General features: G+C 53.1%; 15 protein-coding genes. 8 read left to right on the top strand and 7 right to left on the bottom strand.

Going from position 1 to position 16,944, the window contains the following annotated elements:
* The first annotated feature begins 150 nt into the window (after positions 1-150).
* Both HOV93_RS13880 and HOV93_RS13885 read left to right on the top strand, forming a co-directional pair.
* Complete coding sequence (locus HOV93_RS13880; protein WP_207397101.1) at positions 151-531, top strand: hypothetical protein; 381 nt, start codon at positions 151-153, stop codon at positions 529-531.
* A 76-nt stretch (positions 532-607) separates the two neighbouring features.
* Positions 608-1,735 (top strand): aminopeptidase, encoded by a 1,128-nt coding sequence (locus HOV93_RS13885; RefSeq protein ID WP_207397102.1) that lies wholly within the window; start codon positions 608-610, stop codon positions 1,733-1,735.
* Positions 1,736-1,741: 6 nt separating this feature from the next.
* Here HOV93_RS13885 and HOV93_RS13890 read toward each other — a convergent pair whose 3' ends face one another.
* Positions 1,742-2,758 (bottom strand): SDR family oxidoreductase, encoded by a 1,017-nt coding sequence (locus tag HOV93_RS13890; RefSeq protein WP_207397103.1) that lies wholly within the window; start codon positions 2,756-2,758, stop codon positions 1,742-1,744.
* A gap of 372 nt (positions 2,759-3,130) precedes the next feature.
* Here HOV93_RS13890 and HOV93_RS13895 point away from each other — a divergent pair, with 372 nt between their 5' ends.
* Positions 3,131-4,819, top strand: a complete 1,689-nt coding sequence (locus HOV93_RS13895; protein WP_207397104.1) for an HD-GYP domain-containing protein — start codon at positions 3,131-3,133, stop codon at positions 4,817-4,819.
* Here the strand turns inward: HOV93_RS13895 and ygfZ are convergent.
* From ygfZ to HOV93_RS13910, 3 genes are all read right to left on the bottom strand, one after another.
* Complete coding sequence (gene ygfZ / locus HOV93_RS13900; RefSeq protein ID WP_207397105.1) at positions 4,807-5,715, bottom strand: CAF17-like 4Fe-4S cluster assembly/insertion protein YgfZ; 909 nt, start codon at positions 5,713-5,715, stop codon at positions 4,807-4,809. The two genes, HOV93_RS13895 and ygfZ, sit on opposite strands and share 13 nt — an antisense overlap.
* A 20-nt stretch (positions 5,716-5,735) precedes the next feature.
* Positions 5,736-6,968: a lactate racemase domain-containing protein gene (locus HOV93_RS13905; RefSeq protein WP_207397106.1), complete on the bottom strand. Its 1,233-nt coding sequence runs from the start codon at positions 6,966-6,968 to the stop codon at positions 5,736-5,738.
* Between the two features lie 82 nt (positions 6,969-7,050).
* Positions 7,051-7,377, bottom strand: a complete 327-nt coding sequence (locus HOV93_RS13910) for an Hpt domain-containing protein (protein WP_207397107.1) — start codon at positions 7,375-7,377, stop codon at positions 7,051-7,053.
* Positions 7,378-7,789: 412 nt separating this feature from the next.
* Here HOV93_RS13910 and HOV93_RS13915 point away from each other — a divergent pair, with 412 nt between their 5' ends.
* Together HOV93_RS13915 and HOV93_RS26425 are read left to right on the top strand one after the other, a co-directional pair.
* The gene (locus HOV93_RS13915; RefSeq protein ID WP_207397108.1) at positions 7,790-8,272 is read left to right on the top strand and encodes a hypothetical protein; all 483 of its coding nucleotides are present in this window, start codon (positions 7,790-7,792) and stop codon (positions 8,270-8,272) included.
* Between the two features lie 224 nt (positions 8,273-8,496).
* A complete protein-coding gene (locus HOV93_RS26425; protein ID WP_207397109.1) occupies positions 8,497-10,248 on the top strand; it encodes a DUF1598 domain-containing protein in 1,752 nt (583 codons plus the stop codon).
* A 7-nt stretch (positions 10,249-10,255) separates the two neighbouring features.
* Here the strand turns inward: HOV93_RS26425 and HOV93_RS13925 are convergent, their stop codons facing one another.
* Complete coding sequence (locus HOV93_RS13925) at positions 10,256-11,359, bottom strand: FAD:protein FMN transferase (RefSeq protein WP_207397110.1); 1,104 nt, start codon at positions 11,357-11,359, stop codon at positions 10,256-10,258.
* Positions 11,360-11,469: 110 nt separating this feature from the next.
* On the opposite strand from HOV93_RS13925, the gene HOV93_RS13930 reads away from it, so the two are divergent.
* Positions 11,470-12,435: a cytochrome c gene (locus tag HOV93_RS13930; RefSeq protein ID WP_207397111.1), complete on the top strand. Its 966-nt coding sequence runs from the start codon at positions 11,470-11,472 to the stop codon at positions 12,433-12,435.
* Here HOV93_RS13930 and HOV93_RS13935 read toward each other — a convergent pair.
* Both HOV93_RS13935 and HOV93_RS13940 read right to left on the bottom strand, forming a co-directional pair.
* Complete coding sequence (locus HOV93_RS13935; RefSeq protein WP_207397112.1) at positions 12,426-13,751, bottom strand: hypothetical protein; 1,326 nt, start codon at positions 13,749-13,751, stop codon at positions 12,426-12,428. The two genes, HOV93_RS13930 and HOV93_RS13935, sit on opposite strands and share 10 nt — an antisense overlap.
* A 70-nt stretch (positions 13,752-13,821) precedes the next feature.
* Positions 13,822-14,370, bottom strand: a complete 549-nt coding sequence (locus HOV93_RS13940) for an ATP-dependent Clp protease proteolytic subunit (protein ID WP_207397113.1) — start codon at positions 14,368-14,370, stop codon at positions 13,822-13,824.
* A gap of 265 nt (positions 14,371-14,635) precedes the next feature.
* On the opposite strand from HOV93_RS13940, the gene HOV93_RS13945 reads away from it, so the two are divergent.
* Positions 14,636-15,193 (top strand): hypothetical protein, encoded by a 558-nt coding sequence (locus HOV93_RS13945; protein ID WP_207397114.1) that lies wholly within the window; start codon positions 14,636-14,638, stop codon positions 15,191-15,193.
* A gap of 236 nt (positions 15,194-15,429) precedes the next feature.
* Positions 15,430-16,929, top strand: a complete 1,500-nt coding sequence (locus tag HOV93_RS13950; protein WP_207397115.1) for a hypothetical protein — start codon at positions 15,430-15,432, stop codon at positions 16,927-16,929.
* The last annotated feature ends 15 nt before the right edge of the window (positions 16,930-16,944 follow it).

Here is a 16,944-nt window from a genome sequence, read left to right on the forward strand (position 1 = left end):
GATACAGAGACATGGGGCACCTCCTTGTAGGTGCCCTGTTTCTTTTGCAAAGGTCCGCACGATTGAAGAAGGAAGATCGTTGACCAATTGATTTTGCCGCTTCATACTGAAGGTCGATAGCCATCCCCCTCAGCATGCATAGGCCCCATCGTGTCGAAGAAGCGGCGAAGCTCCAAGAAGTTGTCGCGTCCCGAGGTCCATCAACCTCCGAGCGAACCACAAGCAGTGGAATCGCTGACGGTCTTTTGGAGTCTGTGTATTTTTGCCACCTTAGTCTTGGTGGTTGCCGCTTTGCTTCTTCGAGTTTCGGTGGCCTTCTGGCAACCAGCCGAGAATGCGAGTAACACCTGGACAGGCTTTGCTGACCTGCTGCTTTTCTCGGCAATCATCAGCGGAAGCGTCGGTGGAATCTTGACACCGATTGTCCAATCGCAGCGTAAGCGACGTGCCCCCAAGTCACTTCAAAGGGCCGCACTTGCGATAGCCATTTCTCCTTGGATTTTGCTGGCACTGTTGGTGGCCCGCTCTTAATGCGAAACTATTTTATCCTCTCGGCGTTGCCCCTCGCCAACTTCAAATAGCCACGAAAGTGAAAGGATCGGTCTGTATGGACCCCCGTTTTGAAAAGCTCGCCAAAGTAATCGTGCAATACTCCGGCCGAGTCGAGCCAGGCCAACTCGTACGCATTACCGGGGCCACCGTGACGGAACCCCTGATGATCGCCGTGTATCGAGAGGTCGTCCGAGCGGGGGCTCATCCCGAGATCGCGATCGTTCCCGACGAGTGCAAACGGATCATGCTGGAAGAGGGCTCCGACGAACAGCTTTCGTACGAAAACCCCTTGCTCTTGCACGCTGTGGATACCATTGATTGCTCGATTGGTTTGTGGGGTCAGAAGAATACAAAAGCGCTTTCGACCATTTCGCCGGAGAAAAGCACTCTGCAGAGCCAAGCCCGAAAGACTTACTTCAAGAAATTTCTCGGACGCGCGGCGGACGGATCAATGAATTGGGTGGGAACCCAGTTCCCCTGCGAGTCGTCGGCGCAAGATGCCGAGATGTCGCTGTCAGAGTACGAGGACTTCGTCTTCCGAGGTGGTTTTCTCAACGAAGACGATCCCGTCGCGATGTGGAAAAAACTAAGCATTGCGCAACAAAAGTTGGCCGACTACCTGATGACCAAGAAGGAAATCCGCTTTGTAACCCCCCTGGGAACGGACCTGACGCTGGGCGTCGAAGGACGTAAGTGGATCAATTGCGACGGTCACGAAAACTTCCCGGACGGGGAAGTCTTCACAGGCCCCATCGAAACGGCAACGCAAGGGATCGTTAAGTACAGTTTCCCGGCCGTGCATGGCGGACGCGAATCGGATGGCATCGAGCTGACGTTCCGCGATGGCCGTGTCGTCGATGCGAAAGCGTCGAAAGGAGAAGAATTCCTGATCGCCATGCTGGATCAGGATGCCGGGGCACGCGTGCTGGGCGAAATTGCCATCGGCACTAACTACGCTATTCAAGATTATTCCAAGAACACGCTGTTCGACGAAAAGATCGGCGGTACCTTCCATGCGGCGGTAGGAGCAGCCTATCCCGAATCGGGCGGAACGAACGAGTCTGGCCTGCACTGGGATATGGTTTGCGATTTACGCCAAGGAGGTCAGATCTTCGTCGACGGGGAACTGATCAGTGAGAATGGAAGATTCTTAAATCCTGAATTTCCCCAACCACTCACCTAAGCGACATTAGGGGAATGGGGGTCGAATGATACCCTCGCTGCGGAGCGGATTGCAGTAGAGCATATTCTTGAGTGCCTCGGGATTTCCCGATTCATTCGCGGGTCGCTCGTAGTGCCACTCGCGATGCGTGGGAATGTAACGCTCGTCAAAAGGCCAACCATGAAACGGGCCAAATCCTAGTTGGTCCGTAAGCTTCTCGGAGTTCATTGAGACGTTCCCGGCCCGAGGTGGAATGGGGCCAGCTTCGATTCGCATGCATCCCATGAGCAGTTCAGGGTCATATCCGCCAACGCGATTCACGATTTGGGCGATCTCGTACAAACTCAGCCGAACCGGTCCGCCGGCATGAAATATCCCTGGCATCTCTCGTGAGAGAATCTCTTCGAATGCCAGGTTCATGCAGTCGGTATAGGTGGGCGTACGCACCTCGTCGAAATAGAGTGTTGCTGGGCGGTTCTTTTTGAAACGCGATTGGATCCAGTCGATGGCCCCAGCATGGCCGTTGAAACTGACCCCCATCGGTAACGAAATCCGCATAATCGTTGCATTAGGTCGAATCAAAGACACCAAGCTCTCGGCGGCAGCCATCGTCTTTCCATAGACGGTCACCGGATCGGTCGAGTCCGTTTCCAGCATATGGCCTTCGCCTGACTCGCCACTAAAGACGAGATCGACCGAAAGGTGGATCAGGCGTGTATCGGTACCTTCCAAAATATGCAATAGATTCCGCGTGCCTTCCAAATTGATTCGCCATGCCATGGCCGGATCCAATTCGCACGACTTGAGCGCACAACTTCCGGCACAATGTAAAACCGACTTGAACTGATATTCGTCGAACAGACGCTTAAGAGCATCGATGTCTTCCATATCGCATGGAACAATCTGTTCACCTTCAAGTCGCCAATTATCGGCAGGACGAATTCCGACAACATCACCAGGAAATTTGTGGCGGAAGTGATACATCGCGTTGTAACCAGGAACCCCTGGCACACCGGTAATTAACAAAGGAAGTCCAATGGACATGGCTGCTTATCATCAAGTTGCGCGAAACGTGCAGTGTGTTCTACACGGCAAGCTGTGAATTTCTAGGGATCTTCTGCAGTAGCATATCGGGTGGGTGAATTACTTCCCCCCATCATGCAGCGGACGGAGCGGATCTTACATTCCGCATGTTAAGTATTTCCGGCAAATTCGATAGCCCCGATATGGGGTTAGGTAAATGGACTTGTAGATAAAGTACCGTCGAGTTCGGCATAACCCAACGTTGCCGTGTATCTGGTACCCCGGACTTACATTCAAAACCATGCGCAATCATGGGTTATGACCTAAGTTTGGAAAAGGCGTGTTATCAACCGCCTAAATATGCTCGCACGAAATGCTAATAGGAATTTCCCCATGTCGTTGCCTCCCGCAGCTCTCTCACTCACCGGTAACGCGGTAGGTACGTTTGTGCCTGCGGTACGTCACCGCTTGAAACAGATGAGCACGGAACTTCGAAACTACTTCGGTACCTCATTTTGTCTGCGGGACGGCAATACAGGCGAGTTGATGTTAGCTGCCGATGACGGCATCTTGGGGGACGACTCACTGCTTGCCTCACTTTGCCCTGGTATCCACCGAGAAGGCAGCCCGGCCATCGTCGCGGAAGAAACTGGCTGCGCCGTGCTGGCGATTCCACTCCGCGATGGAATTAACACGTATATCGGAACAGCCCCATTTCGCCTGTCCATCTCGGGCAACGCATCGCCTGAATTTGGGAAGCTTTCCCAGATATTAGGCTGCTCTCCTAAGGAATCCAAACGCTGGCATCAGGCACAAGTCGAGTGGACCATCCCGGCCCTCGAGCGAATGGCGGCCACCGTCGTCGGCAAAATTACGTCTGACTCAGAAATTGAAAGACTGACCGAAGAGATTGACAAGGTCTCAGACAGTTTGTCGTCAACCTACGAAGAAATTAGCCTTCTATACGGCCTCACTCAAAACCTTCGCATCTCGAGCAGTGACTCGCAACTAGGCGACTTGGCGCTAAATTGGTTGCTAGAAGTTATCCCGTGTCGCGGATTGTCGATTTTGTTTCAACAGCCGGGGCGTCGCGGCAATCCAAACGAATCTTCCAGTACCACGTACGAGCCCCATTTGCTCTCGGTTGGCGAATGCGCTGTCGACTCTCAGATGCTTTCGCATTTGGTTAAGAAGCTGAACCTGAATGAAAAAAGGTCCGCGTTTGTCGCCAATCAGCGAATCACTGAGCGGCCTGACTGGCCTTGCCCAGAGATCCGCCAGGTCATCGCAGTACCCCTGGTTGAAGGGGAAAACATCTTTGGCTGGCTGTTCGCCGTTAATCACAACGAAGACAAAGGTTTCGGAACCGTTGAAGCGAGCTTACTAAGCAGCGTCGGAACGATTCTGGGCATTCATAGTGGGAATATCGAACTGTATCGTCGCCAGTCCGAGTTCGTCACTAGCGTGGTTCGTGCTCTGACATCGGCGATCGACGCAAAAGACCCTTACACATGTGGCCATAGCGATCGCGTCGCACGTCTTGCGGTCCGCTTGGCACAAGAGATGGGCCTAAGCAGCGAGACCCTAAATCTACTTTACATGGCCGGACTACTGCATGACGTCGGTAAGATCGGCATCGACGACAGCGTCCTTAGAAAGCCTGGCCGGCTGACGGACGAAGAATACGAGCACATCAAATTGCACCCCGAACTGGGCTGCAATATTTTGTCTGGACTGAAGCAATTGGAAGCCGTGCTCCCGGTTGTATTACACCACCACGAACAATGGGACGGCAACGGATACCCGCATAAGCTGGCTGGCGAAACGATACCGAAGCTTGCAAGAATAACCGCCGTCGCCGATGCCTATGATGCGATGTCGAGCGATCGGCCTTATCGCAAAGGGATGCCTGAGGATCGCGTCAATCAGATCTTCCGTGAAGGCTCTGGAACCCAATGGGACCCGGAAGTTATCGCCGCCTTCTTTGCCGCACGCGAAGACATTGGCAACATCATGAGCGAAGAACGTTCTGGCCTGGGATTTGACGTAAGCAACTGGATTAAGTCGCTTCAAGACGAATAACCGACGACTTCCAGAGAACCTATTTCCGATTCAATTCGCGCCCCAGGGTTGTTCAATCCACGCCGGATTATAGCCAGGCCTAGTTGCTGACCGTCGATATCGGCAAGTGAAGTGAGTCGCCCGACTTCCTTTCCGTCTACGATAATCGCCGCTGGCAACTCTTCCGGGATCTGATCGCTTAGCCACCGAACTGCAACGACTTTCTTATTGACGTGCCCCATTGCGTCGATTCGCGCGACGGTCTCTTGTCCGAGATAACACCCCTTCTTGAAGCTTATTGCCTGATCGTCACGATTGACCTCCTGAGCAAGGTGTTCGGCCCCGATATCGACCCCATGAATCGGAAAGCGGTTCTCGATTCGACGCTTTTCAAATTCCAATGGCTGCGGCTCGGTTCCCTCGATGAGGCGTTGGACGTCGGGACCAGAAATCTCGTAAGACTCTTGCTGCAAAAGAGGCGTTCGGAAAAGATCGACTGACGCTCCCCCCCAGTCCAGTGGTCGATGCTGAAGCAATTCAGGCAGATCGCTTACACTCAGTTTTTCTCGTAGCCATGCTGAGACATTTTCACCCCAAACGAAGATGGCATTCTTCGTCTCGCTTTGGTCTGCCACTTCTACATCTTCGATCATGGCGTATTTCAGCCAATGAGGAAGCAACCCCTCACGCTGTTGACCCAGCCCTAGAAAAACAATCCGATCGTCGTATTTTTTCAGAAAGCCATGCGCGAGGATTTTTCCCTGCACGGAAGGAATATACGCTTCGCAACTGGCGCCAACTTCCAGTTGCACGACGTCATTGGAGCAAAGGCCTTGTAAGAATCGCACATGGCTGGGGCCACTGATTTGAATCTGACATTTCAGCGGAGATGGAACCCAAGAGATGGTGTCGTTCATTCTCTCTCGACTTTAGAAAATTAGGAAGGCAGGCCAGACTCGGCCAGACGAAGCGACATGTATTGTGCATCGTGTACGATCACGACATCTTGATAGTGCTCGCAGATCTTACGGCACTCGACGTCCGACTCGACGGGGATCAGATCAAGCTGATCTAAGATGTCCTCAGGCAAGGCACTGCGAAAGTAGATTTTGCATTGGGATAACGTCTTTGCGAACTGCAAGGCAATGGCGGAATCTTCGCTACGAGACTTTCGCATGATGGTCTCGAAGTCGGTAAAGTCGAGAGATTCAGCCATTTGCGCCATCGCCGTGCCTGGACGTTGGCGTATCTCAGTCGCCAGGATAATCGCACCGCCAGGCCGAACGAGATCTTCTACGTTCGCGAGCGTCTTGGCCGCGTTCTCCCAAGTCTGGCCAAGCTGACCACCGGTCACCAAGGCAATGACGACTCCGGCCAATTTCGGTAAGTTCCCCTGCCAATGCTCGGCCAATTGCTGGCCGGCCAATGCTTGGACCTGCGATGCCTCGCCGAATACAGCATGCGAATAGCCGCCTCCCCGAGCTGGCATCAATAAACAATTGACGGCAATCCCCAGCAGCTGGCCAATTTCTTCAATCTCGGCCGCGCGGCGTTTGCGGCGCTGCGGTCGAGTGACGAACAGCGGCAAGTTCCAGCGTTTCTGCGAATCGATATCCGAGTACGTTGGATATAGCGACGAGAAACATCCGAACGTGTTGAATCCCCCTTCCCTACGAGCAACACCAACCGGCACCACCACATCGGCATCGCACAAATGACGATTCAGAATAATGGCTCGGTTTTCTTGGGTTGAAGTGAGAAACGAATTGGACTTCTGATCTTGTGGCTGATGCACCAGAACTTCGACCGACTCGCCCAGGGGGGAAACAACCTGCTTTAAAGACTCGACAACAGGCGTCAGCGCGTCGCAGGGTAAGAGAAACTGGAACTGGCGATCCGACAAATTAGATTGTTGGGCATACCGCACCACGCCGCGAGCAACCCCTTCGACGTCGCTTACCTCTTTGCCAAAGGCAAACAGAATTGTATCGCCTGGAACCGAGGCATTTGCTAATTCCGGAAAGCCTACGGGATGGCTCAGCGCAGTAACGATCGTCTCAGCAAGATCCGACGCGGGTAAAGCATCGGCTTGAAGATTTGCCAACAGATGCTGAGCATCTATTTCGCACTGCGAAGTTACATTGTCGCCAAACGGAGTCGAGAGGGACATCGATACCTTAATGATTCGGGAGACATGGATTCAGTTCCCGAATCATAGGACTTCGCTAGCCGCACGGTCAACGGGACGCCAGTTAGGCAGGAGTTCCCGCACGCATGCGTAGACACATACTCACCAAGTCTTGCAGACCGCGCTGAATCGACTCGGCAGGCGCACTCTCGCGGCAGGCGTTTTCCAAGACGGCAGCAATTGCCGTGATTTCACCAAAACCATAGCTACCTGCAGCCCCCTTCATTTGGTGGGCAACCCGACCGAGTTCTTCCCAGTTAGAGGTCTCGGCCGCTTCGAGCATGGTTTGAACACGGTCAGGAATTTCGTCAACGAACATTTCCACAAGCTCGCCCAGATCTTCATCATCGCCGAATTCAGAATAAATCAACTGTTGGTTTGTCATCGTCATATCAATTGCCCCTGCGTACTGTGAAATCAGTGGTGGATTCGCGTTTATTCGCTAAACGCCTCCGAATCTGTATGTGAACTAATGGAAAAGTCACTATCCAACCGTGGGTTTCGAATTGCAGCCTGGGAACTAGGGAATGGGTATTTGCGATGCGATGAAGCATCAGGTGATAGCACAGCCATACCATTCGTTACGATCTGACCTGAGAACTTAAGGCCATTACGTAATATGGGTATTTTCGTAGAGGGTTCCGTTTTAGGGTGTCGATAGCGATTGATAGTTCCTATCCAAGGAAAGTTACTTGCATGGCTAGTGGCTAGCACTGGGTTTTGTTTTCCCGATGCACTAACGCGATTAGCCCGCAAGAGTTCGTTTTTTCTGGTGGTAATTGAGTCAAGTTGGAGTCCTCTCGATGAATGCCCGTTTTGCTTTCCCTGCGTTGTTGGTTGTCGGTCTGATCTTCGCCGCTGCCTCCACCGCCCAAGCCGGTATGTTCGGCTTCCATTCGCACGGTTGTGGCTGTGCACCTGAACCTTCCTGTTGTGCTCCTGAGCCGACCTGCTGTGCTCCGGAACCATCCTGCTGTGATCCATGCGGTCACAAGTGCGGCCTGTTCTCGCACCTGAAGAACAAGCTGCGTAGCTGCTGCAAGCCTTCGTGCTGTGCACCAGAACCAACCTGTTGTGCTCCTGAGCCTACTTGCTGTGCTCCGGAACCGACCTGCTGTGCTCCAGAGCCAACTTGCTGCGCTCCGGAACCATCGTGCTGCGATCCTTGTGCCAAGAAGTGTGGTCTTTTCCACCACCTGAAGCACAAGCTGCGTAGCTGCTGCAAGCCTTCGTGCTGTGCACCAGAGCCGACCTGCTGTGCTCCAGAACCGACCTGCTGCGGCTAGTCGTTTTGAGAGCGACGCTCGGTCGCTAAGTATGAAATATGAAAACAGCCAGAGAATTTCCTGTGGGAAGCTCTGGCTGTTTTTCATTTCTTGGCCCCAATACCACCTAAATGGCTGAAACCGATCTCCTAAGTGGACTAATTGCTTGACGAAACTAGCAAAACAAGAGATTCTAGGGTTCTCTTTCGGAACCTAGAGAAGTCGCTAATCTGGAGATATTTCCCGTGCTCAACCTTATCCGGGCGGGGATGGTGGCAAGTCTTATTCTTGCTCTGTCGATGCATACTTCCTTCTGCCAAACAGCTTACGGCCAGGAAGAGTCCAACTCGAATACGACGTTAAGCAAAGTCCAGGCATTCAGCCAAGTGGGCGAATTCAGTCGCGCGTTCGAGCAAATCGATAAGGTCGAAGATGCAGAGCTTCGCGACCAAGCCCATTCAACCATTGCACGTATGCAAATGAAGGCCGGCCTGATCCGTGCGGCTGTCGAAACCGCTTCTTACATTGCGGACGATATGAATCGCTCTGAGGTTCTATCGGAAGCATCGTCCGTACGAAACCAATCCCCAATGGCCCGTGGTGGGGGGGTTACGCCAGACTTCGATCAGTTGATCGACTTGATTACGACTACCGTCGAGCCCGAAAGCTGGGAAGAGTTAGGCGGCCCCGGCTCCCTTGCCCCCTTCCCTACCGGCGTCTATGTCGACTCTGAGGGAACGCTGAAGCGGGTTACGAAGCTATCGAACGATTCGCTACTGTCAGGGATCCATGACTCCGCTAAGATCGTCGCCGCGAATCAAGATCTCTTGACGCAGTCGGCCTTGCGTAAGGTCTCGCTGACCCGGCTAGAAAAAGAAGCTCAGCTTCGATGGGCAATCGGTCGTGATCCAACAGACACCATGCGGAATATGGCTGGTATCTATGAAGTCAAGTATCTGCTTGTCTATCCCGACACAGGCGAAATCGTTATCTCTGGTCCGGCTGGTCCCTGGCACACCAACGCCGAAGGACGCCATGTCAACGTCTCGACAGGGCGTCCCGTGCTTCAGTTGGACGACTTGGTAGTCTTGCTCCGCAACGCCATCGAGAAAAACGGTAAGTTTGGTTGCGCGATCACACCGAAACAGCACAGCCTGAAGAGTGCCCAAGAGTACATCGACGCCACTTCCGACAAACCATTGCATCCTCGACTACGTGATCAATGGCTGGAAGGCCTGCGAAAATCCGTCGGCAAACAAGATATCACCGTGCATGGCGTCGCCCCAGAAACGCGGGTCGGCCAGATCATCGTTGAGGCCGACTACCATATGAAGCGCATTGGGATGGGCTTGGAAGACGGCACAGCCGGCGTTCCGAGCTACCTTGAAATGGTCACGATTCCTCCCGGCGGAAGCCCGCCTCCGATGGATGTCTTGCGGTGGTGGTTCACCCTTGATTACCGCAATATCAGCGTCACCAAAACGGGAGACGCATTCGCATTGCAAGGTCCCGGTGTGAAGGTATTAAGCGAAAATGAGCACCTCGACGCACAAGGCCAAAGAATCCATACTAACACCAGCACGGCGCTCAATGCCACGTTCGCCCGCAACTTCTCGACCAACTATCCCGCGCTCGCCGTGAAGTATCCGATTTATGCCGAGCTAAAGAACGTCTTTGATCTTGCGATGATTAGTTCGTTGATCGAAAAAGAGCGTCTAGCCGATCAAGTGGACTGGAACATGACACACTTTGGTCCCGACGGTGGTTACGAGGTAACGACTGGCTCGGCCCCCAAAGTCGTCGATACGATCATGAATATGCGAGTTATCGACAAGAGGTTCATCATCGCCGGCGTAAGTGGCGGTGTCAGCTTCGATCCTTCGGGGATGCTTACCGAAGAAAAGACCTCCGTCGACGAGTACGGGCTCATGACTGCGGAACGTGAAGCCAGCAATATCCCCAAGTCCATTAAGCATCATAGCTGGTGGTGGGACTAAACAAGAGTTACTGCGAGGTCGGGGCGAGGGCCAGGCGTTGGTCCATGTCGCCCAGCAAAATGGTTTCGACACCCCCACGGCGTCGGCCTTCTTTGACCAGCAAGACAGACACGTCAGGGTACTTCGTCAGCAGGGCTTCGGTCTCTTCCGGTCCCATCACGTAACATGCCGTCGCTAAGGCATCTGCCAGAGCAGCAGAGGACGCAATCACGGTTGCCGAAAGCACCGAAGTCGCCGGCTGGCCTGTCCGAGGATCGAGTACGTGCCCGTATTTCTTCCCCTCGTGGAAGAAAGCTTGAAACGCCGCACCGGAAGTTCCCAATGCCTCGTCTTTCAAATGCACCGTTCCTATCCGGCGATCTGGCCGCAGCGGGTGAGGGACGCCGACCTCCCAACCATCGCGTTGTGTTCCATCGCGACGCACTCCCTGAGCAAGCACGCTGCTGGTTCCCCCATGGACTAAGAAATCTGCTACGCCAGCTTCGCAAAGCTGTTCTCGACAGCGATCTAACGCGTATCCTTTCCCGATACTTCCCAGGTTTAGTTCAACCTCTTCTTTCTCGAAGAGAATCGTGCGATGTGTTTCATCAAGCGTAAGACGATTGCTGCCGATCAGACTCATAGCCGATGCTAAATCGGCTTCGCCGGGCACTTTCCCTTCGCGATCAAAGAATCCCCAAGCCTTGATCAAAGGCCCTGCGGTAATATCAAACGCACCATTTGTGTCACGATAAAGCTGGACCGCAAGCTCCAACAGTTCAAATAGTCGTGATTCGACAACTTGGGGTCGCAGATAGGCAGTAGCTCCCAACATGCAAATCTCACTGTCGTAGCGATAGGCAGAAAGCTGTTGCTCTAACTCGGTCACCAAGTCCAACGCTGCCACGCCCGCTTCTGTTTCCGTTCCCGGGCCTACAGCATTCAAGTAGACCTCAAACTGGCAGGCCATAGCCTTTCGGGTAAGCTGAATCAAATAGGCTCCCGGAGCGGTCGACGCGGCGGAAGACAACCCCGTTTTAGGGACTGCTTCAGTCTTGGCTGCTTCTTCTGAATGAATTTTTCCACGCAGAAAATTGCGGCGGCTGGCCAGTCTTTCCTCTTCAGATGTCACGACTTGTCCTGGATTTCTTTGGTAGCGGGTTCTAGGAATCGAAATTCTGTCCCTGAATCAAGTTCAGGGTTATACTAATTGTGAACGCTCGTCCCCAGGAGGCAACATCAATGCGTCAATTCAGTCTTATCCTTGCCGTCGGAATTATTGCAACTTTACTGGGCAATTCCTCGCTGCATGCCCAACAAGCAGAACGCCGAGCCAAGGCTCCGGAATTTAACAACACTACGACCAGCATCATATTCTTCAAAGATGTCTTCGCGGAAGGTCTGCAAGGAGAACGTCCTCAGATTCTCAGCGAGAACAGTCAGGCCCCTGCGATGGCACCAGGTTCTCCGGGCGGCGGCATGCAATCGCCAGCCGCGGCAGGAAGTGGCAATGCGGGGGAATGGGCCGACATTATCTCACCGACCACCATTCAAGACGAGGTCAAACGTCTTAACAATCAGCTGGCTGAAACCGTTCAGAATGTTCGAAAATTCAACGGTGGCGGTTTCGAGGAAGCTCGACGAGATTTCTCCGTACTTGCGATGCTCTTTGAAATTGTGGCTGAACATGACGGTGACGTTCGTTGGAAAGAATTTGCCCTGACCGCACGCGATGGGTTTGCCCGAGCGGGCTTCAATTCCAAAGTAGGCACCGACAACTCATTCAAAGAAGCCAAGCTCCGGGCCGAAGACCTAGAGCAACTCGTACGTGGCGGATCACTCGAAACCCGTGAAGCAGATCCCAAGGCAACCTGGGAGGCGATCGCAGATCGCCCACCATTGATGCAACGTCTGGAAATCGCTTATCAGAAGCGTCTTAAGCCCATGACCGCCAGCGAATCAGAGTTCAAAGACAACGTCGAAGACATTCTGCATGAAGCCGAGCTTATTGCCGCGATTGGTCATGCGATGCAGAAAGAAGGGTTCGAATACTATGACGACGAGGACTACATCGGCTATTGCCAACAAATGCAAGAAGCCGCGTTGAAAGTCGTTAAGGCCGTCAAGGAAAACAACGCCGACGCGGCCCGTACTGCCGCCGGCGAAGTTAGTCAGGCCTGTACGTTATGCCACGAAAGCTATCGCTGATCCGTTCCAAACTTGGGAATTACCAGGTCCGGTAGGTCGCCTGGAATTCCCTCGAAGCTGGCAATGACTTGATTAGCCTCCTCCTGAATTGCGACGGGCTTGCCTGAGAAATCGAGAAGCGGCATTTCATCAGGGAGGTGGCCATTGGCTGCTTGAACAGCCGCGAGCCAGATTGTCATTCGCGATCTATCTTTCGAAAAGCTGGCGTGCTGAGCGTGCATACCACTTAGCAAAAAGTCACCGGAAACGGTCGGGTACTGGGGGGTCATCTGAGCAATGTTCAGTGCATCCGAGATCGCAGCCAACCCCTCGGCACGCTGATAATAGGGCTTCTCTGCAGACGCTACGACGTCTTTCATCGCGTCCAGGTAGAATGCCTGATCGGTCGTCAAGTTTCTGGAAATCGAGCTGGAAAGCTTAGCAAACTCTCCACTGGCCATCATTGCTTCGTATTCTTCACGCGTGAGCAACGATGCCAGATGCCCTGCCCGAATCATTTCCAGGAAATGCAACCCACTGGCACGGTCCGCTTTCCAGAGTTCGGTATCTTTAGGCCATCGCTGCATGGTCTGCTTGATTACGGTCTCGAGTGTTCGAAGTTGGCCGGCAGAAAATTGCGGGTGACGTAGCAGGGCCCGCATCGTCAGCAGCGTCTCTTCTCGGATTGCGGCGGCGGTATTGCGTGCCGGAAGCGTCGGGACCTCGGTTAATTGATCGGCATACGCGAGAGCATAAGCGATCGCCGTCACGGCTTCACTCATGTTGTTGAGACGCGCCTGACTGGCGGCCTCCAACAACTCGGCCCTTGCCAGGCAGTGAATCGTTGATGTCCAGCTTGGATCAGCCAGAATGCCTGACTCAAGATCGACTGGAAAGCGTGCTTTAGGTTGAAGCAGGATGTTTCGACCTGCTTTCCGCTGCACGTCCCAGGCCCCAAGAAAGTCTTGACCTTGTGCGGATACCAGCAGATCGCGCCCAGGTGATTTTGGATTCCACCAGTGGGCGCTATCGGCCAGAGCCTGATTTACCGTTTCGGCATCGGTTCCGCGTAGGAACTTGAAGATCGGTTCCCCGGACGTCTCATCGGTTTGATCACGATAGGATTCGGCGATTTGGGAAGGGAGCGATTTCTCGGCCTCAAGTCGATCTAGTTCATTCTTTACTCTCGGATCGTTCACCGTCTTCGATAATTTCAGTTGACTGAAATCTGCCGGCGTGGTCCCTTGACCGTACGGATCGGCAGGCGAGCCTTGGCCACATCCGCACAAGGTGATGTTTGCCAAGATCAAAAAGCTGAGAGAATAGAATCGTGACATATGGGGACGCTTCCGGGGATCTTCAGACACTATCGATGGATAAGCTGTATCGTATCTGTGACCATGCGAATCAGAAAAGCTCGATTAGTTCGGCAAGCCCCGTCTCAGCTAGTTCTGCCCCGGTTACGAACCGGCCAGGATGCGTCCACTGAGCAATCAACTCAGGCTTGGTTTTGAAAAGGCTTGCCAACAATGAGTCCATTTCTGAATTAAGATGATTGTAATGCCGTACCCACTCGGCGGCCTCGGTAACCGGGATGTTCTCGTCGCTTTGCCAACGCATCGGATGAAACAAGAGAACACTCCAAGGTGTCACATAACGCTTCTTGCACGCGGCAAATGGCCACAGGGCAGCCGAAGAGCATTCACCGATGACAATGCCGGTGGCTTGAATCTTGCGAATACGAAGAAGGCTCACCAAACCAATTGCCGCATAGGAACTGCCACCTGGAGAGTCGAAATAAAGGGTACATTCTCCTTCAACAGGAACTTCCAGGATTTTCTCGTAGATTTCGGTACACGCCTCGCCGAACTCGCCAGAGATTACGATCTCTTGCGGACCAGCTTCTTCTTCACGCTGGGAATCGTCGGAACTGTCCGACTTTTGAGACTTCGCCATAAAAGTTTTTCGCACCTTTTCGTAACAGCCAATTCAGAGCGTACCACCTATAACGTTTATGATAACGCAAGCGACTTTTGCGTTAAGACGCCGCTCCTATATCGCGTTAGAGTGTCTCATTGCTGAACAACTGCCAAGAATCGACGTAAAATTCACCAGTGTTGCCCTTTCAGGCGGGCAAGATGGATGAATTGACTCAACTTTAGGGATATCATTACAGGTACCCTCTCATCGAAATTCGCCCCCAATTTTGGAGCTAGACGTGATGAAACGTATTTCGCCGGTTTGCTTGGTTCTGATCCTGTTGACCGCATTTTCGGCAATGGCTGACGACAAATCCGATGGCGATAAAAAGCAAGCCGAACAGATTTCCTTTGGTGACGGCCACTTTGAGATGACCAAGCCAGAAGGATGGAAGTCCGTAAAACCCCGCGTTGGTATCATCGACGTCGAGCTAGAAATCCCCGCTGCCAAAGGAGATGGAACCGACGGTCGTGCCACGTTGATGGGAGCCGGCGGCAGCATCGATGCTAATATCGATCGCTGGAAAGGGCAGTTCGTCAAAATGACCAAGGACGCCGAAGTGAAGGAAGAAACCATCGCCGAGCAAAAGGTCCACTTGGTCGAGTTGGTAGGTGACTTCAAAGACCAGCGTGGTCCATTCGCACCAGCCGAAGTGAAAGAAGGCTACACCATGCTGGCTGCCATCATCACCACCGAGAAGCTCGGGAACTACTTCCTCAAGTTCTATGGTCCGACGGCAACGATCGACCAAAACAAGGAAAAGTTCACCACCATGGTAAAGAGCTTGAAGGTTAAATAGCCTGAGCCAATCCCCTAATCACCGTATTAAAGGAGGCGATTCATTCGGTTCGCCTCCTTTTTTTCATGCCGTATTCATATAGTTGTTGCACAGCTTCTTGGTAATTCCCGGCCCCAATCGTCCCGAGTTAAAGCCAGGGCTATATTAGTAAGAGTAGAGGGCGAAAACCCGATCGATTTTCGGGGTTTCGTCGACGTTAACGAATTTGCCGATTTCTTTTCCCGACGCAGACATCCATGAAGATCCATCAGTTCCTGGAACACTACGGAATTCAGTCGAATCCCTTCGCCGTCGAAGACGCCCAAACCGACACCGTCTTCAAAAGTGGCTGCATCGATACCACCTATCACCCTTCCTGGCAAAAGGTGTATGGCGATCCCCAGGATCCCTCTACGTCGATTGTTTTTGGCGAAAAGGGTGCCGGAAAAACGGCAATGCGGCTGCAAATCGTCGATCACATTGCTCGCTATAATCGCGAGAATCCCACACAGCAAATCTACGTGATCGAATACGACGACTTCAATCCTTACCTCGATCGATTTCGTGAACACCAGATCGGCCGCGGCCGACGGCCAGACCGAACCCTCAAGCGATGGATGCTTTGGGATCACATGGACGCCATCTTGATGATTGGCGTGACAAGCCTTATCGACCGGGTCCTGGCCACACGCAACAGCATGGCAACGCCTGGCTGCGAAATCAGTGACTCTAGTGTGGCTAAGCTCGACCAGAATCAGGCACGCGACCTGTTGCTGCTGGCGGCTTGTTACGACGAATCCACCACCGAAACGTTCAAGACTCGCTGGGCTGCACTACGAAAGAAACTGGGCGTTTGGTCCCTCCAATCTTGGGGGGCGTTTTCGTTGGGAGTCGGCACATCCGTTGGTGTTATTGCCCTGTTCACGACGTTGATGATCGGGTCTGGAACCCCTTATTTCCCTTGGTGGGTCTACCTGATTGCTTTCATTGCAGGCTGGATGCCATGGTTGATCAAAGCCCTGCGAGCCACTTGGAAGGCCCATCGTATCTACCGCAACGTGAAGGTCAGCAATCACGAGCGAATCGCCCTAGCGCGAACGCTGATGACTTTTCCGATGAGCGAGCTTTCGTCCCAGCCACTGCCCATGCATCCGCGAACGGACGACCGCTACGCGATGCTGAACAAATTCTCAGGGATCCTACGATCACTCGATGTGACAGGCATTATCGTCATCGTCGACCGGGTAGACGAGCCGCACTTGATCAACGGTTCACCTGAACTGATGCGTCTGCTCTTGTGGCCAATGCTTGACAATAAGTTCCTCAAGCAATCAGGATTCGGTGTGAAGCTATTGCTGCCGATCGAACTGCAGCAATTTATCGAGCGAGAGAACAAAGAGTTTTATCAGCGGGCTCGCCTTGATAAGCAAAATATGATTCCTTCGCTGCAATGGACAAGCGAAGCGTTGTACGATGTGGCGAGTGCTCGAATCCAAGCGGTTTCCAATGGCGAGGCCCCGTCAATGCAGGACTTGTTCGACGAAAGTATCTCGAAGCAACGAATCTTCGAGGCCTTTCGCCAACTCCGCGTTCCGCGGCATCTGTTCAAGTTCCTCTATCGCCTCTTAGTCGCTCACTGCAACAACTACACGGATCAAGATCCTAGCTATAAGATCTCCAGCCAAACGTTTGAGTCGACTCTGGCTGTTTACCTTCGCGAGCAAGACGCGTTTGACCGCGGGTTAGGTGCTGGCTAAACATTGGCCGGAAAT

The organism is Bremerella alba (assembly GCF_013618625.1).
Taxonomy (GTDB): Bacteria; Planctomycetota; Planctomycetia; order Pirellulales; family Pirellulaceae; genus Bremerella; species Bremerella alba.